At 43.6% G+C, this 17,841-nt stretch carries 14 protein-coding genes and 1 other RNA gene; 1 reads left to right on the top strand and 14 read right to left on the bottom strand.

Features of this window, described 5'->3' with window-relative positions:
* Position 1: 1 nt before the first annotated feature.
* The 7 genes from ruvA to BM377_RS03150 all read right to left on the bottom strand — a co-directional run bounded on the left by ruvA (position 2) and on the right by BM377_RS03150 (position 9,931).
* Complete coding sequence (gene ruvA, locus BM377_RS03120) at positions 2-619, bottom strand: Holliday junction branch migration protein RuvA (protein ID WP_092243547.1); 618 nt, start codon at positions 617-619, stop codon at positions 2-4.
* 82 nt (positions 620-701) lie between these two features.
* Positions 702-2,087, bottom strand: coding sequence for an NADPH-dependent glutamate synthase (gene gltA, locus BM377_RS03125; protein WP_092243550.1), 1,386 nt, complete (start codon positions 2,085-2,087; stop codon positions 702-704).
* A gap of 43 nt (positions 2,088-2,130) precedes the next feature.
* Positions 2,131-3,006, bottom strand: a complete 876-nt coding sequence (locus tag BM377_RS03130; RefSeq protein WP_092243553.1) for a sulfide/dihydroorotate dehydrogenase-like FAD/NAD-binding protein — start codon at positions 3,004-3,006, stop codon at positions 2,131-2,133.
* 52 nt (positions 3,007-3,058) lie between these two features.
* Complete coding sequence (locus BM377_RS03135; protein WP_092243556.1) at positions 3,059-4,510, bottom strand: chitobiase/beta-hexosaminidase C-terminal domain-containing protein; 1,452 nt, start codon at positions 4,508-4,510, stop codon at positions 3,059-3,061.
* An 11-nt stretch (positions 4,511-4,521) separates the two neighbouring features.
* On the bottom strand, positions 4,522-5,385 hold the full coding sequence (gene folD, locus BM377_RS03140; protein WP_092243559.1) for a bifunctional methylenetetrahydrofolate dehydrogenase/methenyltetrahydrofolate cyclohydrolase FolD: 864 nt from the start codon (positions 5,383-5,385) through the stop codon (positions 4,522-4,524).
* Positions 5,386-5,446: 61 nt separating this feature from the next.
* Positions 5,447-7,123 (bottom strand): formate--tetrahydrofolate ligase, encoded by a 1,677-nt coding sequence (locus BM377_RS03145; protein WP_092243562.1) that lies wholly within the window; start codon positions 7,121-7,123, stop codon positions 5,447-5,449.
* Positions 7,124-9,931 carry an FtsK/SpoIIIE family DNA translocase gene (locus BM377_RS03150; RefSeq protein ID WP_092243565.1) on the bottom strand — a complete coding sequence of 936 codons (2,808 nt, stop codon included), beginning with the start codon at positions 9,929-9,931 and terminating at the stop codon, positions 7,124-7,126. It lies immediately after the preceding gene.
* A 102-nt stretch (positions 9,932-10,033) separates the two neighbouring features.
* Between BM377_RS03150 and BM377_RS03155 the strand changes: the two genes are divergently transcribed.
* On the top strand, positions 10,034-10,603 hold the full coding sequence (locus BM377_RS03155; RefSeq protein ID WP_092243568.1) for a hypothetical protein: 570 nt from the start codon (positions 10,034-10,036) through the stop codon (positions 10,601-10,603).
* A 112-nt stretch (positions 10,604-10,715) separates the two neighbouring features.
* Here BM377_RS03155 and BM377_RS03160 read toward each other — a convergent pair whose 3' ends face one another.
* The 7 genes from BM377_RS03160 to smpB form a co-directional block, all read right to left on the bottom strand.
* Positions 10,716-12,485 (bottom strand): methyl-accepting chemotaxis protein, encoded by a 1,770-nt coding sequence (locus tag BM377_RS03160; protein WP_092243571.1) that lies wholly within the window; start codon positions 12,483-12,485, stop codon positions 10,716-10,718.
* Between the two features lie 75 nt (positions 12,486-12,560).
* Entirely contained in the window at positions 12,561-13,358 is a 798-nt protein-coding gene (proB, locus tag BM377_RS03165; RefSeq protein WP_092243573.1) for a glutamate 5-kinase, read from the bottom strand.
* Positions 13,359-13,414: 56 nt separating this feature from the next.
* Positions 13,415-13,930 (bottom strand): acyltransferase, encoded by a 516-nt coding sequence (locus tag BM377_RS16120; RefSeq protein WP_143104452.1) that lies wholly within the window; start codon positions 13,928-13,930, stop codon positions 13,415-13,417.
* A 19-nt stretch (positions 13,931-13,949) separates the two neighbouring features.
* Complete coding sequence (locus BM377_RS03175) at positions 13,950-15,038, bottom strand: glycosyltransferase family 4 protein (RefSeq protein WP_092243574.1); 1,089 nt, start codon at positions 15,036-15,038, stop codon at positions 13,950-13,952.
* 149 nt (positions 15,039-15,187) lie between these two features.
* Positions 15,188-16,867, bottom strand: coding sequence for a glycoside hydrolase family 3 protein (locus BM377_RS03180; protein ID WP_092243575.1), 1,680 nt, complete (start codon positions 16,865-16,867; stop codon positions 15,188-15,190).
* 65 nt (positions 16,868-16,932) lie between these two features.
* Positions 16,933-17,285: a transfer-messenger RNA gene (ssrA, locus tag BM377_RS03185) on the bottom strand.
* An 82-nt stretch (positions 17,286-17,367) separates the two neighbouring features.
* Positions 17,368-17,838: an SsrA-binding protein SmpB gene (gene smpB / locus BM377_RS03190; RefSeq protein ID WP_092243578.1), complete on the bottom strand. Its 471-nt coding sequence runs from the start codon at positions 17,836-17,838 to the stop codon at positions 17,368-17,370.
* Positions 17,839-17,841: the final 3 nt, after the last annotated feature.

A 17,841-nucleotide genomic window follows, 5' to 3' on the forward strand; every position in this document is an offset into this window, starting at 1 on the left:
TTTAGAACATCTCCTTAAGAGCAAGCTTTAAAAGAACTTCTGCATCAAGCTGCGCATCGTTTTCTTTTAACACCTTTCTGACAGCCTTGACGGCATCCGAAGAATTGTATCCAAGTGCGACAAGCGCTGCGACTGCTTCGTCTTTTGCCATTGCGGCTTCGCCCGTAAGATCGTCGCCGGAAACAGCTCCCGAAGGTGATAAAAGATCATCCTCGGTAACCTTGATCTTATCTCTAAGCTCAAGAGTGATCCTCTCGGCAGTTTTCTTGCCGACACCGGGTGCCTTGGCTATAGACGCACTGTCACCTGAAATGATGGCAAATCTAAGGTCATCGGGAGAAAGAACCGATAAAACGGCAAGTCCGCCCTTTGGTCCTATTCCATTTACGGTTATCAGCATCTTAAAAAGATTAAGCTCATCCCTTGAAAGAAAACCAAATAAAGAAAAAGCATCCTCTTTGACGTTGGTGTAAGTATAGAGCTTGACCATCTCACCGATACCGGGCATTCTGTCCATAGTTGAACCCGAGATATTAACATTGACGCCAAAACCGTTAACGTCTATGACAGCATTACCCTCTTCGAGGTTTTCAAGTATTCCGTTTACATATGCTATCACGTAATTATCCCCCTGTAAGTCAAAGCGCCGGGCTAATTTGACTTAGCCCGGTGCTATTTAGTTAATATGATTATACTATAAATTATTTATTCTGAAGATACTCGTCGATTCCCTTTGCAGCTGCCTTACCGGCACCCATAGCAAGGATAACGGTTGCTGCACCGGTAACGGCATCACCGCCTGCAAATACGCCGGGCTTAGATGTCTGACCTGTAGCTTCTTCAGCAACGATACATTTTCTTCTGTTTACTTCAAGACCCTTTGTTGTTGAAGTGATAAGAGGATTGGGTGATGTACCGAGTGACATGATAACAGCGTCACACTCAATCTCAAACTCAGAACCGGGAACCTCTACAGGACTTCTTCTTCCTGACTCATCGGGCTCACCAAGCTCCATTCTGATACATGTGATGCTCTTAACCCATCCGTTCTCATCAGCGTGGATCTCAACGGGATTGCAAAGAAGATCGAAAATGATTCCCTCTTCCTTAGCATGTCCAACTTCTTCCTTACGTGCGGGAAGCTCTTCCTCACCACGACGATATACAACGTGAACCTCAGCACCGAGACGAAGAGCAGTTCTTGCAGCGTCCATAGCAACGTTACCGCCACCTACTACTACGCACTTCCTGGGTTTCATGATAGGTGTTCTTGAATTCTCGTCAAAAGCTTTCATAAGATTGCTTCTTGTAAGGAACTCGTTAGCTGAGAATACACCCATAGCCTGCTCGCCGGGGATATTCATGAATCTGGGAAGACCTGCACCTGATCCTACGAATACAGCCTCAAAGCCTTCTTTTTCCATAAGCTCGTCAACTGTAACTGACTTACCGATAACAACGTCAGTCTCGATCTTAACGCCGAGAGCCTTAACGTTCTCAACTTCTTTCTTAACTACAGCGTCCTTGGGAAGACGGAACTCGGGAATACCGTATACAAGTACTCCGCCGGCCTCATGAAGAGCCTCGAAAATAGTTACATCGTAACCCATCTTGGCAAGGTCGCCTGCGCATGTAAGACCTGAAGGGCCTGATCCGATAACGGCAACTTTCTTGCCTTTCTTCTCCTTAGCTCCTTCGGGCTTGATGCCCATCTCTCTTGCAGTATCTGCAACATATCTCTCAAGCTTACCGATTGAAACGGCATCGCCCTTGATTCCTCTTACGCACTGGCCTTCGCACTGGCTTTCCTGAGGACATACACGTCCGCAGACAGCGGGAAGAGCACTTGCTTTGCTGATCTCCTGATAAGCACCCTCAACATTTCCCTTCTTAACCTGCTCGATAAAAGCGGGAATGTTGATAGATACGGGACATCCCTGTACACATTTGGGATTGGGACAGTTAAGACATCTTAATGCCTCTTTTTCTGCCTCTTCCTTGTTATATCCAAGACAAACTTCTTTAAAATTGGTAGCACGTTCCTTGGCGTCCTGTTCGCGGACCGGAACTCTTACAAATCCATCCATTTATTTAATCTCCTATATAGTAATCACGAAACATGGTATTTTCTTAGTTACAATTGCCGCAGCCGCCGTGGTGTGTATCACCTTCCTGAGCCTTGAGGAAAAGTCTTCCCTCCTCAGTCTTATACAGCTTCATACGGTTCATAGCCTGGTCAAAGTCAACCTTGTGTCCGTCGAACTCAGGTCCGTCAACACAAGCAAACTTAACCTGACCGTCTACTGTAAGACGGCAAGCGCCGCACATTCCCGTTCCGTCAACCATGATAGGATTCATGCTGACAATTGTAGGAATTCCGAGCTCTTCTGTAAGCTTACAAACAAATTTCATCATGATCATAGGACCGATGGCAACGCAGTGATCGTACTTGTTGCCCTCATCCCAAAGATCCTGAAGTGCCTTTGTAACCATTCCGCTTCTTCCGTAAGAACCGTCATCTGTTGTGATATGAAGGTTACAAACCTTCTTGAATCTATCTTCAAGAATAACAAGATCTTTTGTCTTGGCACCGATGATAACGTCGCAGTCAACGCCCTGCTCCTTGAGCCATTTAGCCTGGGGATATACGGGAGCTGTTCCTACACCTCCTGCGATAAATACGATCTTCTTTTTCTTAAGCTCATCAATGCTCTCTTCGCAAAGATCTGAAGGCTTACCGAGAGGTCCGACAACATCGGCAAGAGAATCGCCTGCCTTAAGCTTGGAAAGTTTAAATGTTTCAGCTCCGATAGCCTGAACAACTATCTCGACAGTTCCCTTTTCTCTGTCGTAATCACAAATTGTCAGCGGTATTCTTTCCCCCTCTTCATCTACACGGATAATAAGAAACTGTCCGGGTAAACACGCGTCTGCTACACGCGGAGCTTCAACGATCATCTGAAAAATGTTCGTAGTAAGCTCATTAGCCTCTAAAATCTTGAACATAGTCATCCTCCTACTAGATATAAAAATAAATATTTTAAAGCCAAATAGCTTCTTATCGATTGGAAATAGTTATAAGTATATATTTACCGCCGGAATCATATCCCAGTCTGTTTACGGTGCCGTCATGTGTGTTGACTGCATATATTCTTCCCGAAGGATTTCTGGAACCGTCATTACCGACACGTATCTCATCGATGACATAATACTCACCGGCGCCTTCCACTTCAATCTCGGAGCGATACACATACTCATTGTGTCCGGGTACACCTATTTCCTTACCCGTTTCGTCGAGAAGATAATTAAGTCTTACAAGTGTACTTACCACACTGTTTACAGCCTGCTCCTTGGTCACAAGTCTGGCAAAAACAAGGTGATAGTCTCTTTCCACTATCTCGCTGCAAAGACCTTCGTTGTTATAGGCAATAAACTTAAAGTGCGAAGTACCAACCGGCATCGATATCGGTGAAATATACTGCTTGGAATCCATTGTCGGGTCCGATCCGTCCGTCGTATAAAAAATCGAAGTTCCGGGTTCGGTAACGGCAACAATCATAGTGTTCTGGCTATACTCTCCGCTTGCCTCCATTATAATGGGCTCATCGGGAGTTCCTGCCTCAATGGTATAAGTATTTTCGGCAACTGCACTTAAGAATCCATATTTGTTTACGGAAACCGCCTTTATCTTATATTCGCCTTCTGCGTCAAGCACGATCTCTTTTTCATAAGGGATACCGCTGTTGTCGGGATTATCACCGTTTACAGTGTAGTATACCTTAACTTCATCATCAGGCGCTCCCTTGGAAACAGTTACTGTGATACTGTCCTCATATGTATCCCCTTCGGGACTCATAACGGGCGTCGGAGGAATATATTTCTCCTTAAGCCCCTTGGCTATTTCATTCTCATCGTTACTCAAAAGCTCAACTATCTTGTCGTAATCGCCGTTTTCCTTATATATAGAGATAATGCCTTCATATGCATTGGTTACCTTCTCATCGGAAAAACGATCTGAGTTTGTTATAAGACAAAGTGTCTCGGCTGCCTTATCGGGATCACCCGCTTCCAGATAATAATCTGAAAGTCTGAATATGATCTCGGTGCTCTCGGGATTATCTTTATTACCCTCAACCAGATACTCGATAGCCTTATCAAGATCTCCCGAATTTCTTGAAGACTCTGCGATACTAAGATAATAAAGAGGCGTTTTGTTGTGAAAAGCCAATAATAATGTCACAACAATCACTATGATGATAATAGTAGCAGAAAATAATAAAATTGTCGTGCTTTTTTTCTTTAACGCGCTAAAAAATTCCTTTCGCTTTTGAATACGCAAGGCTTTTAGCTTAGCTTCCTTATTCAGTTCATCGGCAACTCCCGAAAGTGTGGCATTTATCTCATTTTCAACCTCCGGATCGAAATCCGGAACGAAATTGATCTCTTTGCCGCATTCGTCACAATACATGTGCCCTTCGGGAATTTCTTTACCGCAAACGGGACATATCATTAAGATCAACCTCAAATAGAATTATGCATAAGTGCCGCTTCATAACAATTGTTCATAAGCATCGCGATGGTCATGGGACCTACACCGCCGGGTACCGGAGTGATCGCACTTGCAATCTGTGAAACTTCATCGTAAAGGACATCGCCGCAGAGCTTTCCGTCTGCGCCTCTGTTAATTCCGACATCAATAACAACCGCGCCCTCTTTGACATGCTCTGCAGTGATCATGCCGGCTTTTCCTACAGCCGCTATAAGAATATCCGCTCTCTTGCAAACATCCTTAAGATCTTTGGTTCTTGAATGTGCGATCGTAACTGTCGCATTTTCTCTGAGCATCAAAAGAGCCATAGGCTTACCTACAATATTGGATCTTCCGACGATAACGCACTCTTTACCGGCGATATCTATTTTTCCGTCGCAACCTCTTTTAAGAAGCTGGATAACTCCTGCGGGTGTACATGATACAAAGCCCTGCTCACCGATGCAAAGAGCCCCGACATTCATCGGATGGAATCCGTCTACGTCCTTATCGGGAGATATCGCATCAATAACAGTCTTTTCATCAATCTGCTTAGGAAGCGGCATCTGCACAAGAATACCGTCTACATCCTTTCTGTTATTAAGCTCATAGATGAGCTTAAGGAGCTCTTCCTGAGTTGTATCTGCCGGAAGCTCATAGGATAAAGACTTATATCCGATATACTCGCAAGCTTTCTTTTTATTCCTTACATAAACCTGCGAAGCGGGATCCTCTCCGACAAGGATAACGGCAAGAGTTACCTCTATACCCTTTTCCTTTAAAAGAGCTGTCTTTTCCTTAAGTTCGTCCTTAATATTCTGTGAAATTGCTTTTCCGTCAATAATCTGTGCGCTCATCGTGTCTCCTGTTTTGTAGAAAGATTTTTGTAAATATTATATGCGAAATCCGCATTAACTCTTAGAACAATCCTGTGATCTTGCCCGTCTCATCGACATCAATGTCGTAAGCTGCAGGATGCTTGGGAAGTCCGGGCATTGTCATGATCGCACCTGTAAGTGCAACGACAAAGCCTGCTCCGGCTGAAACATAAGCTTCTCTTACTGTGATGTTATAACCTGTAGGTCTACCGAGCATTGCGGGATCATCCGAAAGAGAATACTGTGTTTTTGCCATGCATACAGGAAGATTTCCGAATCCCATCTCCTCAATCTTGGCAAGCTGCTTGGACGCAGCAGGTGTATATGTAACGCCATCAGCGCCGTAAATCTCGGTAGAGATAGTATTGATCTTATCCTTAAGTGAAAGCTCATCCTTATAGATAGGTGCATAGTTAGAAGGCTTGTTCTTGATGCTCTCGACAACTTTCATTGCAAGATCCTGTCCGCCTTCTCCGCCTTTTTCCCAAACCTCTGAAAGAGCGAAGTTACAACCTCTCTCCTCGCAGAACTTCTTGACGAACTCTGTCTCTGCTTCTGTATCAGTAAGGAATGAGTTAAGAGTTACAACAACGGGAACTCCGTATTTCTGGATGTTCTCTATGTGTTTCTCAAGATTAACTATTCCCTTCTTAAGAGCTTCAAGATTCTCTGTTCCAAGCTCAGCCTTGGGGATTCCGCCGTTATACTTAAGCGCTCTGATAGTTGCAACAAGAACAACCGCATCAGGCTTAAGTCCCGCGATCCTGCACTTGATATCAAGGAACTTCTCTGCACCGAGATCGGCACCGAAGCCTGCCTCCGTTACAGTATAATCTGCTATCTTAAGTGCTGTCTTTGTAGCTCTTACGGAGTTACATCCGTGAGCGATATTTGCAAAAGGACCACCATGTACGATTACAGGTGTGTGCTCAAGTGTCTGCACAAGATTGGGTTTAAGAGCATCCTTAAGAAGTGCGGCCATAGCGCCGACTGCCTGAAGGTCACCTGCGGTAACGGGTTCTCCCGCAAAGTTATATGCAACAATGATCCTGGAAAGTCTGTCCTTAAGATCGTTAAGATCGCTTGCGAGACAAAGAATTGCCATTATCTCGGAAGCAACCGTAATAACAAAGTGATCTTCTCTGGGAACACCGTCAGTCTTGGCTCCAAGACCTACAACGATATTTCGAAGAGCTCTGTCATTCATATCCTCGGCTCTTTTCCATATGATCTGTCTTGTATCGATCTGCAGTTCATTACCCTGCTGGATATGATTGTCCAAAATAGCCGCAAGCAGGTTGTTTGCGGATGTAATGGCATGGAAATCACCTGTAAAATGAAGGTTGAGATCTTCCATCGGAACTACCTGTGCGTATCCGCCGCCGGCCGCTCCGCCCTTTATTCCGAAGCAAGGTCCGAGTGAAGGCTCTCTAAGAGCTATAACTGTCTTGTATCCAAGTCTTCTGAGTGCATCTCCGAGTCCAACACTTGTGGTTGTCTTTCCTTCTCCCGCGGGAGTAGGATTGATGGCTGTTACAAGGATAAGTTTTCCTTCCTTGTTACTTTGTACCTTTCTAAGATACTCCTCTGTAAGCTTAGCCTTGTGCTTACCGTAGAATTCAAGATCGTCCTCTTCAATCCCGATTCCTTCCGCTACATCTCTGATGTGTAGCATCTTTGCTTCCTGTGCGATTTCAATGTCACTTTTAAAAGCCATTTATTCTCCTCCTACATACCTATCAAACTCAGCTTTGGTCATTAGTACCTTTCTGGGTTTAGTACCTTCTTCATCGCCGACCACCCCGGCTTCACATAACTGATCCATAATCCTTGCGGCTCTGTTAAAGCCGATCTTGAATACTCTCTGGAGCATTCCTATGGACGCTTTTTCTTTTTCTATGATAATCTCTCCGGCTTGTACAAAATACTCATCTCTGTCCGAATCTCCACCTGTGGAAGCACCGCTACTTCCGCCGGACTGACTCTGGTAATTTGCAAGCTGTTCTTCAACACCTTCGCCGTAGCTTGATTGTATATCCTGATTTCTTATGAAATCCGTAACCGCCTGAACTTCCTTGTCGGAAACAAACGCTCCTTGAATTCTGGCAGGTTTCGTATAGCCCTGAGGATAGAATAACATATCTCCTTTACCAAGGAGCTTCTCGGCACCGTTGATATCGAGAATAGTTCTCGAATCAACACCGCTCGATACCGCAAACGCAACTCGGCTGGGCATGTTCGCCTTGATAAGACCCGTGATGACATCGACGGAAGGTCTCTGAGTAGCAATAATAAGATGAATACCCGCAGCTCTCGCAAGCTGTGTAAGTCTACAGATAGCATCCTCAACCTCGTTGGCGGATACCATCATAAGGTCTGCAAGCTCATCTACAATAACCACGATCTGAGGCATAACGCTCATTTCGGGATCGCTGCTCTTCTCAGCAAGCTTATTATATCCCTTGAGGTCACGAACACCCGCATCGGCAAACTTCTTATATCTGTTAGTCATCTCCGCAACCGCCCAGTTAAGAGCTGCAGCGGCTTTCTTGGGATCCGTCACAACGGGGATCATAAGGTGCGGGATTCCGTTGTAAACACTAAGCTCAACGATCTTGGGATCGATCATGATCATCTGCACTTCTTCAGGCTTAGCCTTGTAAATAAGGCTCATGATGATCGTATTTATACATACCGATTTACCCGATCCGGTAGCGCCCGCAATAAGAAGGTGTGGCATCTTGGCTATATCGGTAACAACCGTCTTACCTGCGATATCTTTACCAACCGCAAAAGCAAGCTTGGATGAAAAGTCCTTAAACTCTCTTGATTCAAAGAGATCTCTTAAGGCAACGGCTTGATTTTCTCTGTTAGGAACCTCGATTCCCACAGCTGCCTTGCCCGGAATGGGAGCTTCTATTCTGATATCTCTTGCGGCCAGATTCATCTTAATATCATCCGCAAGTCCGACAATCTTATTAACTCTTACACCTGCCTCAGGCTGAAGCTCAAATCTTGTGACAGAAGGTCCCTGGCTTATATCGGTAACGGTAACGTTAACTCCAAAGGTCTTGAGAGTCTCCTGCAATTTAAGCGCAGTCTCTTTAAGCTGCCTTGCAGAATCCGAATTCTTGTTTCTTGTACCCTTTTCCAAAAGAGAAAGCGGCGGAAATACATACTTCTTGGGCATAGCCTTCTTGTGCTGCTCAATCTCTTTTTCCATACCGACATTAACCGTATGAGGACCCGGGCCGTCAGGCACATGGGTGCTTGTAGGCATTGAAGCCGATGACGTTATCTTAGAAGAAGCACCGGGGCTTCTTGATATATGATCCTGAGCATGTATTGCATATTCGCCGTTCATTCCGTTTCCAAGGTTCTCCGCATGAATAGGAACATCCGGAAGAATATCATCTTCCATGGGAGCTTCCTTAGCCGCTGTGGCAACAAGCTTACCTTTAGTCGAAGGCTTAATATCATGTATTTCATCACGTGCTTCGTCTTCGGGCTCGTAGTCGTCATAACCCATTCCGTGGATCTTGATGCCTGTTTTAAAGGCTCTTTGTCCGTCGGGCTCAACATCAGTCTCTATCTCATGTTTCTTAAGTACGATCTCATGTATGTCATCGTGGAACTCATCTTCATCGGGAATAAAGATATTCTTCTTATCATCCGTGTCGGCGCCATGAATACGGATCTCACTCATATCATCCGCTTCTTCATCTTCCTTGGAAAGCTGCGTATCGATCATAACACCGCGCACATTCTTTTCCATGCGAAGGATCTTCTCATCCTCTTTTTGCTCAATGGCAAGACGTCTGTCTTCCTCAATCTGAGCACGTCTTTGTTCAATCCTCTCTCTGCGCTCTCTTGAGTATTCTCTGTAGTTGGCGGCGTCTTCCTTGGTCTTTTCGATGATCTTGCGACCACCCTTCTTGATACCGCCCACAAAAGACTGCTCGGTAAAGATAACAACGCTTGCTATACCGATCAAAAGCAGCAAAAGAGCCGTTCCGGCAAGCGATAAATACTTATATGAAAGATATGCAAGTGAGCCTGCGAAGAATCCTCCTCCGTTGTGCGCTCTTCTTGCTTCGTTGAAAACATATGAAATGCTGTAAGACTCGGTTCCCTGCGGTCTTCCGGTGAAAAGCTCCAATATCATACCTAAAATGATAAAAAGAACGATCCCGGAAACTATCTTTCTTGTAGAAGCGCTGGATCCGAAGTTGGCAACGCCTATAACCACGCAAAACAGCGCAAGTAAAGGCGCAAGATAAGCCGTGAAACCGAATAAGCCGAACAATACTCCGCTTATGGTGTTTCCTATGCTTCCGCAGATACCGAAATTACACAAAAAAAGGAAAATGGTAAGAGCTACCATTGCAATGACAATAAGCTCGCTTCTTAAGGAATAGTCAACTTCCTCACTAATATGACGCTGAGTGGTCCTTGAACCGCTCCTTGATGACGAGCTGTTGGATGATTTTCTTGTCTGTTTTCTCCCCTTGTTACTCTGTGACATGTTATCCCCTTATTTCTTTACAAAATCTCTATTAGTATACCATTTTTAGCACCCTTATGCTATACTTACGTTACTGTAGATTTAGAAAAAAAGGAGATCACAATGGAATTCAAGCAGGAATTAGAAACCGGCACCTTTAAGATGATCGGATCAAACGAAACAACATTAAAAATTAAAGAGGTTGCCGAGAAATGCAGGCTTGTACGCTCGGATTCGGGAGTAAGAGTTGAACTTGCTTATACAGGACCCAGCGCCAGCAAATATATGCAGTATGTAGAAAAGCACAAGGATGAGCTTACAAAGTTCCTCTTAAACCCTGATGAAGCAGATCTTTACGAGTGGCTTGAGACTTCTCATCAGGATGAGAACACACTTAAGAAGCATGAAAAAGAAAAACTTATACTCTATGTCAACTTCGATCCCACGACACGTATGATGCTTACAGGTATCGCAGATGACAATGTTACACTCAAGCTCGGTTCACCTCTTATGCAGGTTAACATTGACGAGCTCGACAGAGATCAGTTCAAGCTCAAAATCTACAATATGCTTCTTCTAGCAGATGAAATTGCCGTAATGATGGGCAATTCCGATCTTCGAAAGATGACAAATATTCAGATAGTCAAGTCATATCTTACAGAGATCTATGACAAGTATCATGAGAATATCTGATAATACTATATAAGACAGTTTATATGATCCAATTAAAAACGGCATCGCCTTGAACCCTCAAGACGATGCCAATATTTTTGTCTTTTTTACTACCGGATAATACTGATTGGTATTAAACAGTAACGAACTGCTTGGTGCTGTCTGAAAGCTGACTGGTAACTCTGTTGTTGTTGTCCATAGCTTCTCCGATGCCCTGCATCTGTCCTACAATCTCTGTTGAGTTTGTAGCTGAAGTATTGATCGCAACCGTACTCTCCTGTACCGACTGGTTGATCGATGTAACATGCTCTGACATCTGCTCCATGATAACGCCGAGATTCTCAGCTTTTTCACTGAACTTATTAAGCATATCATCAATTATTGCCGCTGTATTCTCATACTTCTCTCCAACCTCTACAAATGCATCGTAATCGGAAAGAACTGTGGTATTGATAAATTCAAGCACCTGCATGGCATTATCTGAAAGAGACTTAACCGCATCCGTAACATCCTGACTGATCTTCTGGATATTACCAGCTGTCTGTCTGCTGTTCTCGGCAAGTGAGCTGATCTCCTCAGCAACAACCGCAAAGCCTCTTCCGGCTTCACCTGCTCTTGCAGCTTCAATGCTGGCGTTAAGAGCAAGAAGATTGGTCTGTGATGCGATATCAAGAATTACATTGGTAAGCTCACCAATCTGATTAACCTGCTCGGAATCCTGAACTGACTGCTCAAGAACGGCACTGAGCTCTTCCATCTTACTTCCCGTGTTGCTCTTCTTCTGGTTAACTTCTTCCTGAACGGATTCAGCCTCAATCTTGATGTGCTCAGCTGTCTCTTTTCCTTCCGCAACTTCTGCATTGATGCTGTCTGTAGCGCTCTTAACATCAACAAGTTTCTCAGTCATTGTTGTAGCTGTAGCCGATACAGTGTCCATGCTTGCAGAGAGCTCCTGAAGAGCTGCCGAAGTATTGGTAACATTGTCGTTGGCTTTCTGTATCTTCTCGGAAACCTCTTCCTCCGATGTTGTAAGTACAACCGTTCCGTTCTTAACTTCACGCATAACGTTCTGAAGATTCTCAATAAATCTGTTGAAACCGTTCTTAAAGAAAATAAGCTCGGAATTAGTCTTGGTATTGATCCTTGTCGTAAGATCTCCTTTGCCGTTATCAATATCATCTATGATCGCATTAACTTCATTGGAGATAGATCTGATCTTCTTAACGATAACAAAGTAATTAAGCGCAAATGTTAATGCAAGACAGATAAGGAATATAGCAAGTCCGATAACAGACTTAAGTACTGCCTGATTCCTTGAATCTATCATGTTGTTTATCGAACCGTATGAAAGAGCGTCAACCGCTGCGTCAAGCTCTGCCAAACGACGGTCGATATTTTTCATAAGTTCTTTAACCTCGCCCTCCATGACAACGGTACACTGAGCACCTGCTCCGGATTTGGCAAGATCCATGGCGTTTGTAACGGAAGAAATATACGTATCGACACGTACGCTGAGTTCCTTCGCGATCTTGAGAGCATTGACGGAATACTTGTCGTCATTCTTGGAAAAAACTCCTATAAGTGAATTCATTGATGCCTTAAGTTCTTCAAGATCTGCCCTTACCGTTGTATCAATCTCGGGTTTCTGATCTCTGCTCGCGTAAATATAAACAAACGGCTGAGCATAAATATCATATATTTGTGTTGAAACTTTCCCTTCATACATGTTGGCTTCAGCAACATAATTGATCAAAGCGTTAGAATTGTTGACAGTGTTATCGAGTGAGTCCATTGTGAGGAACATTACCGCTCCGAATACGACCAACATCGCAACGTTAACGGCGATAACCTGAAATAAAATTGAATGATACCATTTTACCCCTTTTTTCTTTTTGCTTTTCATACACTGGCCTCCATATTTGATTTTTTATACACCACAGGGGACGTCTCCCCTATGATTAGGTGCACGCGACTTGCGTCACTCTTTTGCGACGAACAATGTTCCGACCTTCTTTTTCTCTATGATGTCATAGAGCTTCTCGGGATTCTTGCCGTTTGTAACAAGAACATCGATTCCGTGAGAAGTAGCAAGCTCAGCCGCTTCCAATTTGGTGATCATTCCGCCCGTCCCCCTATTAGAGCCTGATCCCGAAGCAACTTTCCTAAGCTCGTCTGTAATCTCCTCGACTCTGCTGATCACCTTGGCATTGGGATCCGTCTTGGGATTACCGTCGTAAAGTCCGTCTATATCGGAAAAGATGATAAGCTTACTTGCATTGCAGAATACCGCAACAAGAGCCGATAACATGTCGTTATCGGAGAACAGCTTCTTTTCCGATTCGATCTCCGTATGGCTTACGGAGTCGTTTTCATTAACTATTGGAATAATATGATTTTCCAAAAGAGCATCAAATGTGTTCTTTAGATTCTCACTTCTGACAGGATTGCTGAAATCCGCATTATCCAGAAGTATCTGGCCTACCATTCTGTTGTATTCACCAAAGAACTTGTCATAAAGATGCATAAGCTCTGTCTGACCTACGGCTGCAGCCGCCTGCTTCATCTTGAGTTCCTTTGGTTTCTGAGCAAGCCTCATCTTTCCGGCGCCTACAGCGATGGCACCCGATGATACAAGCACCAGGTCATAACCAAGATTCTCAACTCCCGAAAGAGCTCTGCATAAATGATCGAGAGAACGAATATCTACATTACCGCTCTCGTTAGTGATAGTGGATGTTCCCACCTTAACAACAATTCTTTTTTTACTGACTGCCATGTCTTCTTACACTCTCTTATAATGTTTATTATCAATCCGGCCAATATGACATTTCATTATATATCGGTCGATCTCTTCTGAATTATTATAGCGTTTGGATCAATTTTTCCTTTTATTATGCTACCGGCACCTATTACAGCGCCCTTACCGATATGAGTTCCGCGGAGAATCACCGCTCCCGCGCCGACCCACACGTTATCTTCAATAACGACGTCGGCACTGATGAACTCACTGTCCGTCTTATTTCTGAAATCATGATCGTGATCCACGATAACAACGTTGTTGCCGAATTTGCAGTTATTTCCGATGGTTACGGATTTGGCTGCGGTAATACATGTTCCCGTGTTAAAAAAACAATGATCACCTATCTTAAGCTCTCCGCCGTCCGCTACAAGATAGAGATTACCTCTGTTCTGATTGTAGCTTCCGAGTTTGATCTTACCTTTTTTATATATTTCTACATGAAGCTTATCGAAAGTCTGGATCGCTCCCGCAGAAAAAGCAGATAAAAAGCGAAGTTTCCTACATCCGATTCCTATGAAATTTTTAAAATACAGAAAGGGTGATCTCATTTTTTCCTCCGTTTTTTATTTAAAGGAAAGTATCATATACCTTTTCAAGCTTGGAAATATGTGTATCAAAATTGTACTCTTTGTCAGCTATTTCATAGCTTCCCTTTGAAGCACGGATATATACATCCTTGTCAGATAACAACTTAGCGATCCCGTCGCTTATACTGTCGACGTCACCGGGCCCTGATATAAAGCCGTTTACTCCGCCTCGTACGATCTTGGGAATTCCGCCTACATTGGTCGAAACAACGGGTAGTCCGTAAGCCATCGCATCAAGAATCGACATCGGAAGTCCTTCATCATAAGACGGAAGAAGATATATTGAGGATTCTCTAAGGAACTTATCCTTCTCTTCTCCTCTGACCCAACCGGGAAAAAGAGCTTTCTCCTTAGTGGTCACGCTGTATACATCATACGTTATCTCTTCAACATCGGCCTCATCTCCGCTTCCGCAAAAAACAAAGGATGCGTTCGGAACCTTGGCCAGCGTCTTTTTTACTATAGGCGCAAAATCATAACCGCCTTTTCTTTTCCCGAGTTCTCCTAGGAAAAGAATCTGCTTTTTATCAAACCTGTCGTCAAAGAAGCTCTCTACAGTGCTTTTGTCTTGGGGTCTGCAATAATTCTCGATAACTGTAAGCTTTTCTGTTGGGACAATATGTGACATAGTCTCTTCCCACTCTTTGGAAAGAACTATTATCTTAGAAAAATCGTTATAAACCTTCTTGATGAGCTTCTTCTTTTTATCCGAAGCTTCCTCGTAAAATGTCTTAAAATCAGCGCCGTGAAGGTGATCTATAACGGGGATTTTCTTTCTTTTGGCCAAATACAAAAAAGGTTGCATCCTGTAAAAGCTCGGACCGAAAGAAGAATGAATATGAACAAGCTCGGGCTTAAAGGTTCTGAGCACCTTGCGATACTCCATTAAGCCTTTCACTGCTTTTATAAGCTTTTGGAATTTGCTTCCGTCACAATACGATTCAACATACCTGATGTCATAGTCATCTTCCAGTCTGCTTCCATAATATCCGGAAACAACCGCGGCGATACCGCCTTTGACATCACGCTGTTGCACGATCATGCAAACTCTGCGTTTATTCTCTGACATATACCATCCCCCGACGCTTCAATTCCCTTATTTTCAAGAAAAAACGCCACCATATGCAAATAATATACCACACTGCGACATTGTTTAACAGTATCTGTTTTTCGCTATTTCTTCTCTAAATTATAGATAAAAAGCGGAAAAATAATGCCTTAAAACAACTTGTATATTGCGGCAGTAACATTTATTCCCGGACCGTAGCATGCAACAAGTGCATCTGCGTTTTCAAGTTCCCTAAGATCATACGGCAGATTTGTGCTTAAAACCACAATCTTTTTATCTGCGAGTTTAGTCTTTTCAACAAGCGTCTTTACCTCAGTATTTTTATGTAACTCTTCCCCCGTGGCGCAGGTCGATAAGCACACCACTACATCTGCGTTTTGTATCGCGGAATCTGCCGAAGCATCAAGACCTTTTCCATAGCATATAAGTGAGGCCGCAGAAGCTCCTGCCATATCTATCCCGTTCTGTATGGATCCGAGCTGATCGGCTTGGGGATAGAAAACAACTACCTTTTTATCTTTTTCAATAGGACATACTCCGTCATTCTTAACGGCAGTAACTCCGGCCTTGGCAATCTCCCATTCAACGGCCTTGTTCTGCCTTGAGCCCACAACATCGGAAGCCTTTTTTGAAGAAGCTTCAACGCTTGTATTTAAAAGCCCGTATTTAATCTTGGTCTCTATGATTCTTTTTAAAGATTCATTTATTCTGTCTTCGGATATCTCTCCGCTCTTTACCTTGGTCAAAAGACCGTCCATATATGCGTCAAGCTCCTTCAGAGCCCTGTCCGAAGATAGCTGTACCGGCATCAAGATCATATCCGCTCCTGCATTTATAGCCATTGCGGATGCATCTACCTTGTCAAAATTGTCGGAAATAGCTTTCATTTCCATGGAGTCGGTAATTATAAGTCCCTTATATCCCAGATTTTCTCTAAGGATTCCGGTCAAAATCTTTTTTGAAAGTGTTGCAGGCAAATTTATCTTTTGCCCGTTTGCTTTGGAAACATATGTATCTTTCTCAATCTGAGGATATTGAATATGAGCCGTCATTATGAAATCCGCATTGGAAACCAAAGAAACATACGGAACAAGCTCATTTTTTTCTAATTCCTCGTAGGTTTTGTTGATCACGGGAAGTCCCGTATGACTGTCGACATTCGTATCCCCGTGTCCCGGAAAATGCTTAAGGCATGCCATCACTTTTTGGCTGTGAAGTCCCTTTACAAATTGTGCACCGAAACGAGCCACAACAGCAGGATCATCCGAAAAAGACCTGACTCCTATCACAGGATTCTCAGGATTATTATTTACATCGACAACAGGTGCAAAATCAAGATTAAATCCTTGAACGGCAAGTTCTCTTCCGATCACATTTGCGGCCTTAAAAGCATTGGTGGCATTCCCCGTTGCAGCAAGAGCCATATTACCGGGCATCTTAGTACCTGTCTGCAGCCTAGTAACTCTGCCGCCTTCCTGATCTATCGCAACAAACAGCTTGGATTTAAATCCGCCGCTTAGGTGTGCTTTTTGAATGCCGTTTATAAGCTCGGTAGTCTGCGCCGCATCCTTCGTATTCTGTGAAAACAATATCACCCCGCCGAAATCATACTTTGCCAGAGCAGATGAAAGTTCACCGTTTATAGCCGTAAGATCCTGATCGTTCCATGTCCTCAGCGACGGCATTATCATCTGCGCAAGCTTCTGCTCTATCGTCATTGACGCGACAACGGAATCAGCGGTTTCTTTAGCTTGTACAAAGACAGTGTTCCGGCCAAACATACCTATTCCCAATATACATGATAATAATAACGATGTGATTCTCCTCATAAACTCTCCCTCTTATCAGATAATTATAACGCTAAAGAAAAAAGCGCTTAACCAAGCGCTTTTAAGAGTGGATTAGACGGGAGTCGAACCCGTGTCCAAAAATTCATCCCCTGTTCTTCTACTATCATAGTCAATTATTTCGGGATTCTGCATCCCTGTTCCCTCATGCTCGCGGTAATTGACAACTGCAAACAATCGGTAGCTTCATGATACGACCATGACCGCAAAGCTTAGGCCATGTCGTTTCCTACAAAGTTTGACGCCGATTACCGAATGTGTAGGTGCACCCGGGTCGACGTGCTGCATTTAGGCAGCTGCTAATTCTGTGTTAGCGTTTAATTTTAATTTGAGGTTTAACGCACCATCCTGCGGATAGCTTCTCCAGCTTCAAAATCCCTGTCGAAACCTTTACTAACCCTTATATATGAAGCTTACGCTTCCATAAGTATATCGACAAATAAAGCTAAAATCAATATACCTATAGTTTAATGAATGAAAACTTACTTGAACTTCATCTTAAACTCTTTTTCAATTTCTCTTTGCTGATCCTTTTTGGCCATATCGGCTCTCTTATCATAGAGCTTCTTACCTTTGGCAAGACCGATCTCAACCTTAACCTTGCCGTTCTTAAAGTAAACCTCGAGAGGTACAAGTGTATAACCCTGAACCATTCTCTGCTGGTCGAGCTTTCTTATCTCGGCTTTGTGCAAAAGAAGCTTCTTAACCCTTAAGGGATCCTTATTAAAGATGTTGCCCTTCTCATACGGGGTTATATTCATGCCCATAATAAAAGCTTCGCCCTTATCAATGCTGATCCATGCTTCTTTTATACTGCACTTGCCCTGACGGATTGATTTTACCTCGGTTCCGAAAAGCTCAATACCCGCTTCGTACTTCTCCTCGATAAAATAATCGTGATATGCTTTTTTGTTGTTAGCTACAAGCTTTCTAGCCTTGTTATCTTCTGCCATGTT

It is taken from the genome of Butyrivibrio sp. INlla21 (genome assembly GCF_900116875.1).
Classification (GTDB): domain Bacteria; phylum Bacillota; class Clostridia; order Lachnospirales; family Lachnospiraceae; genus Butyrivibrio.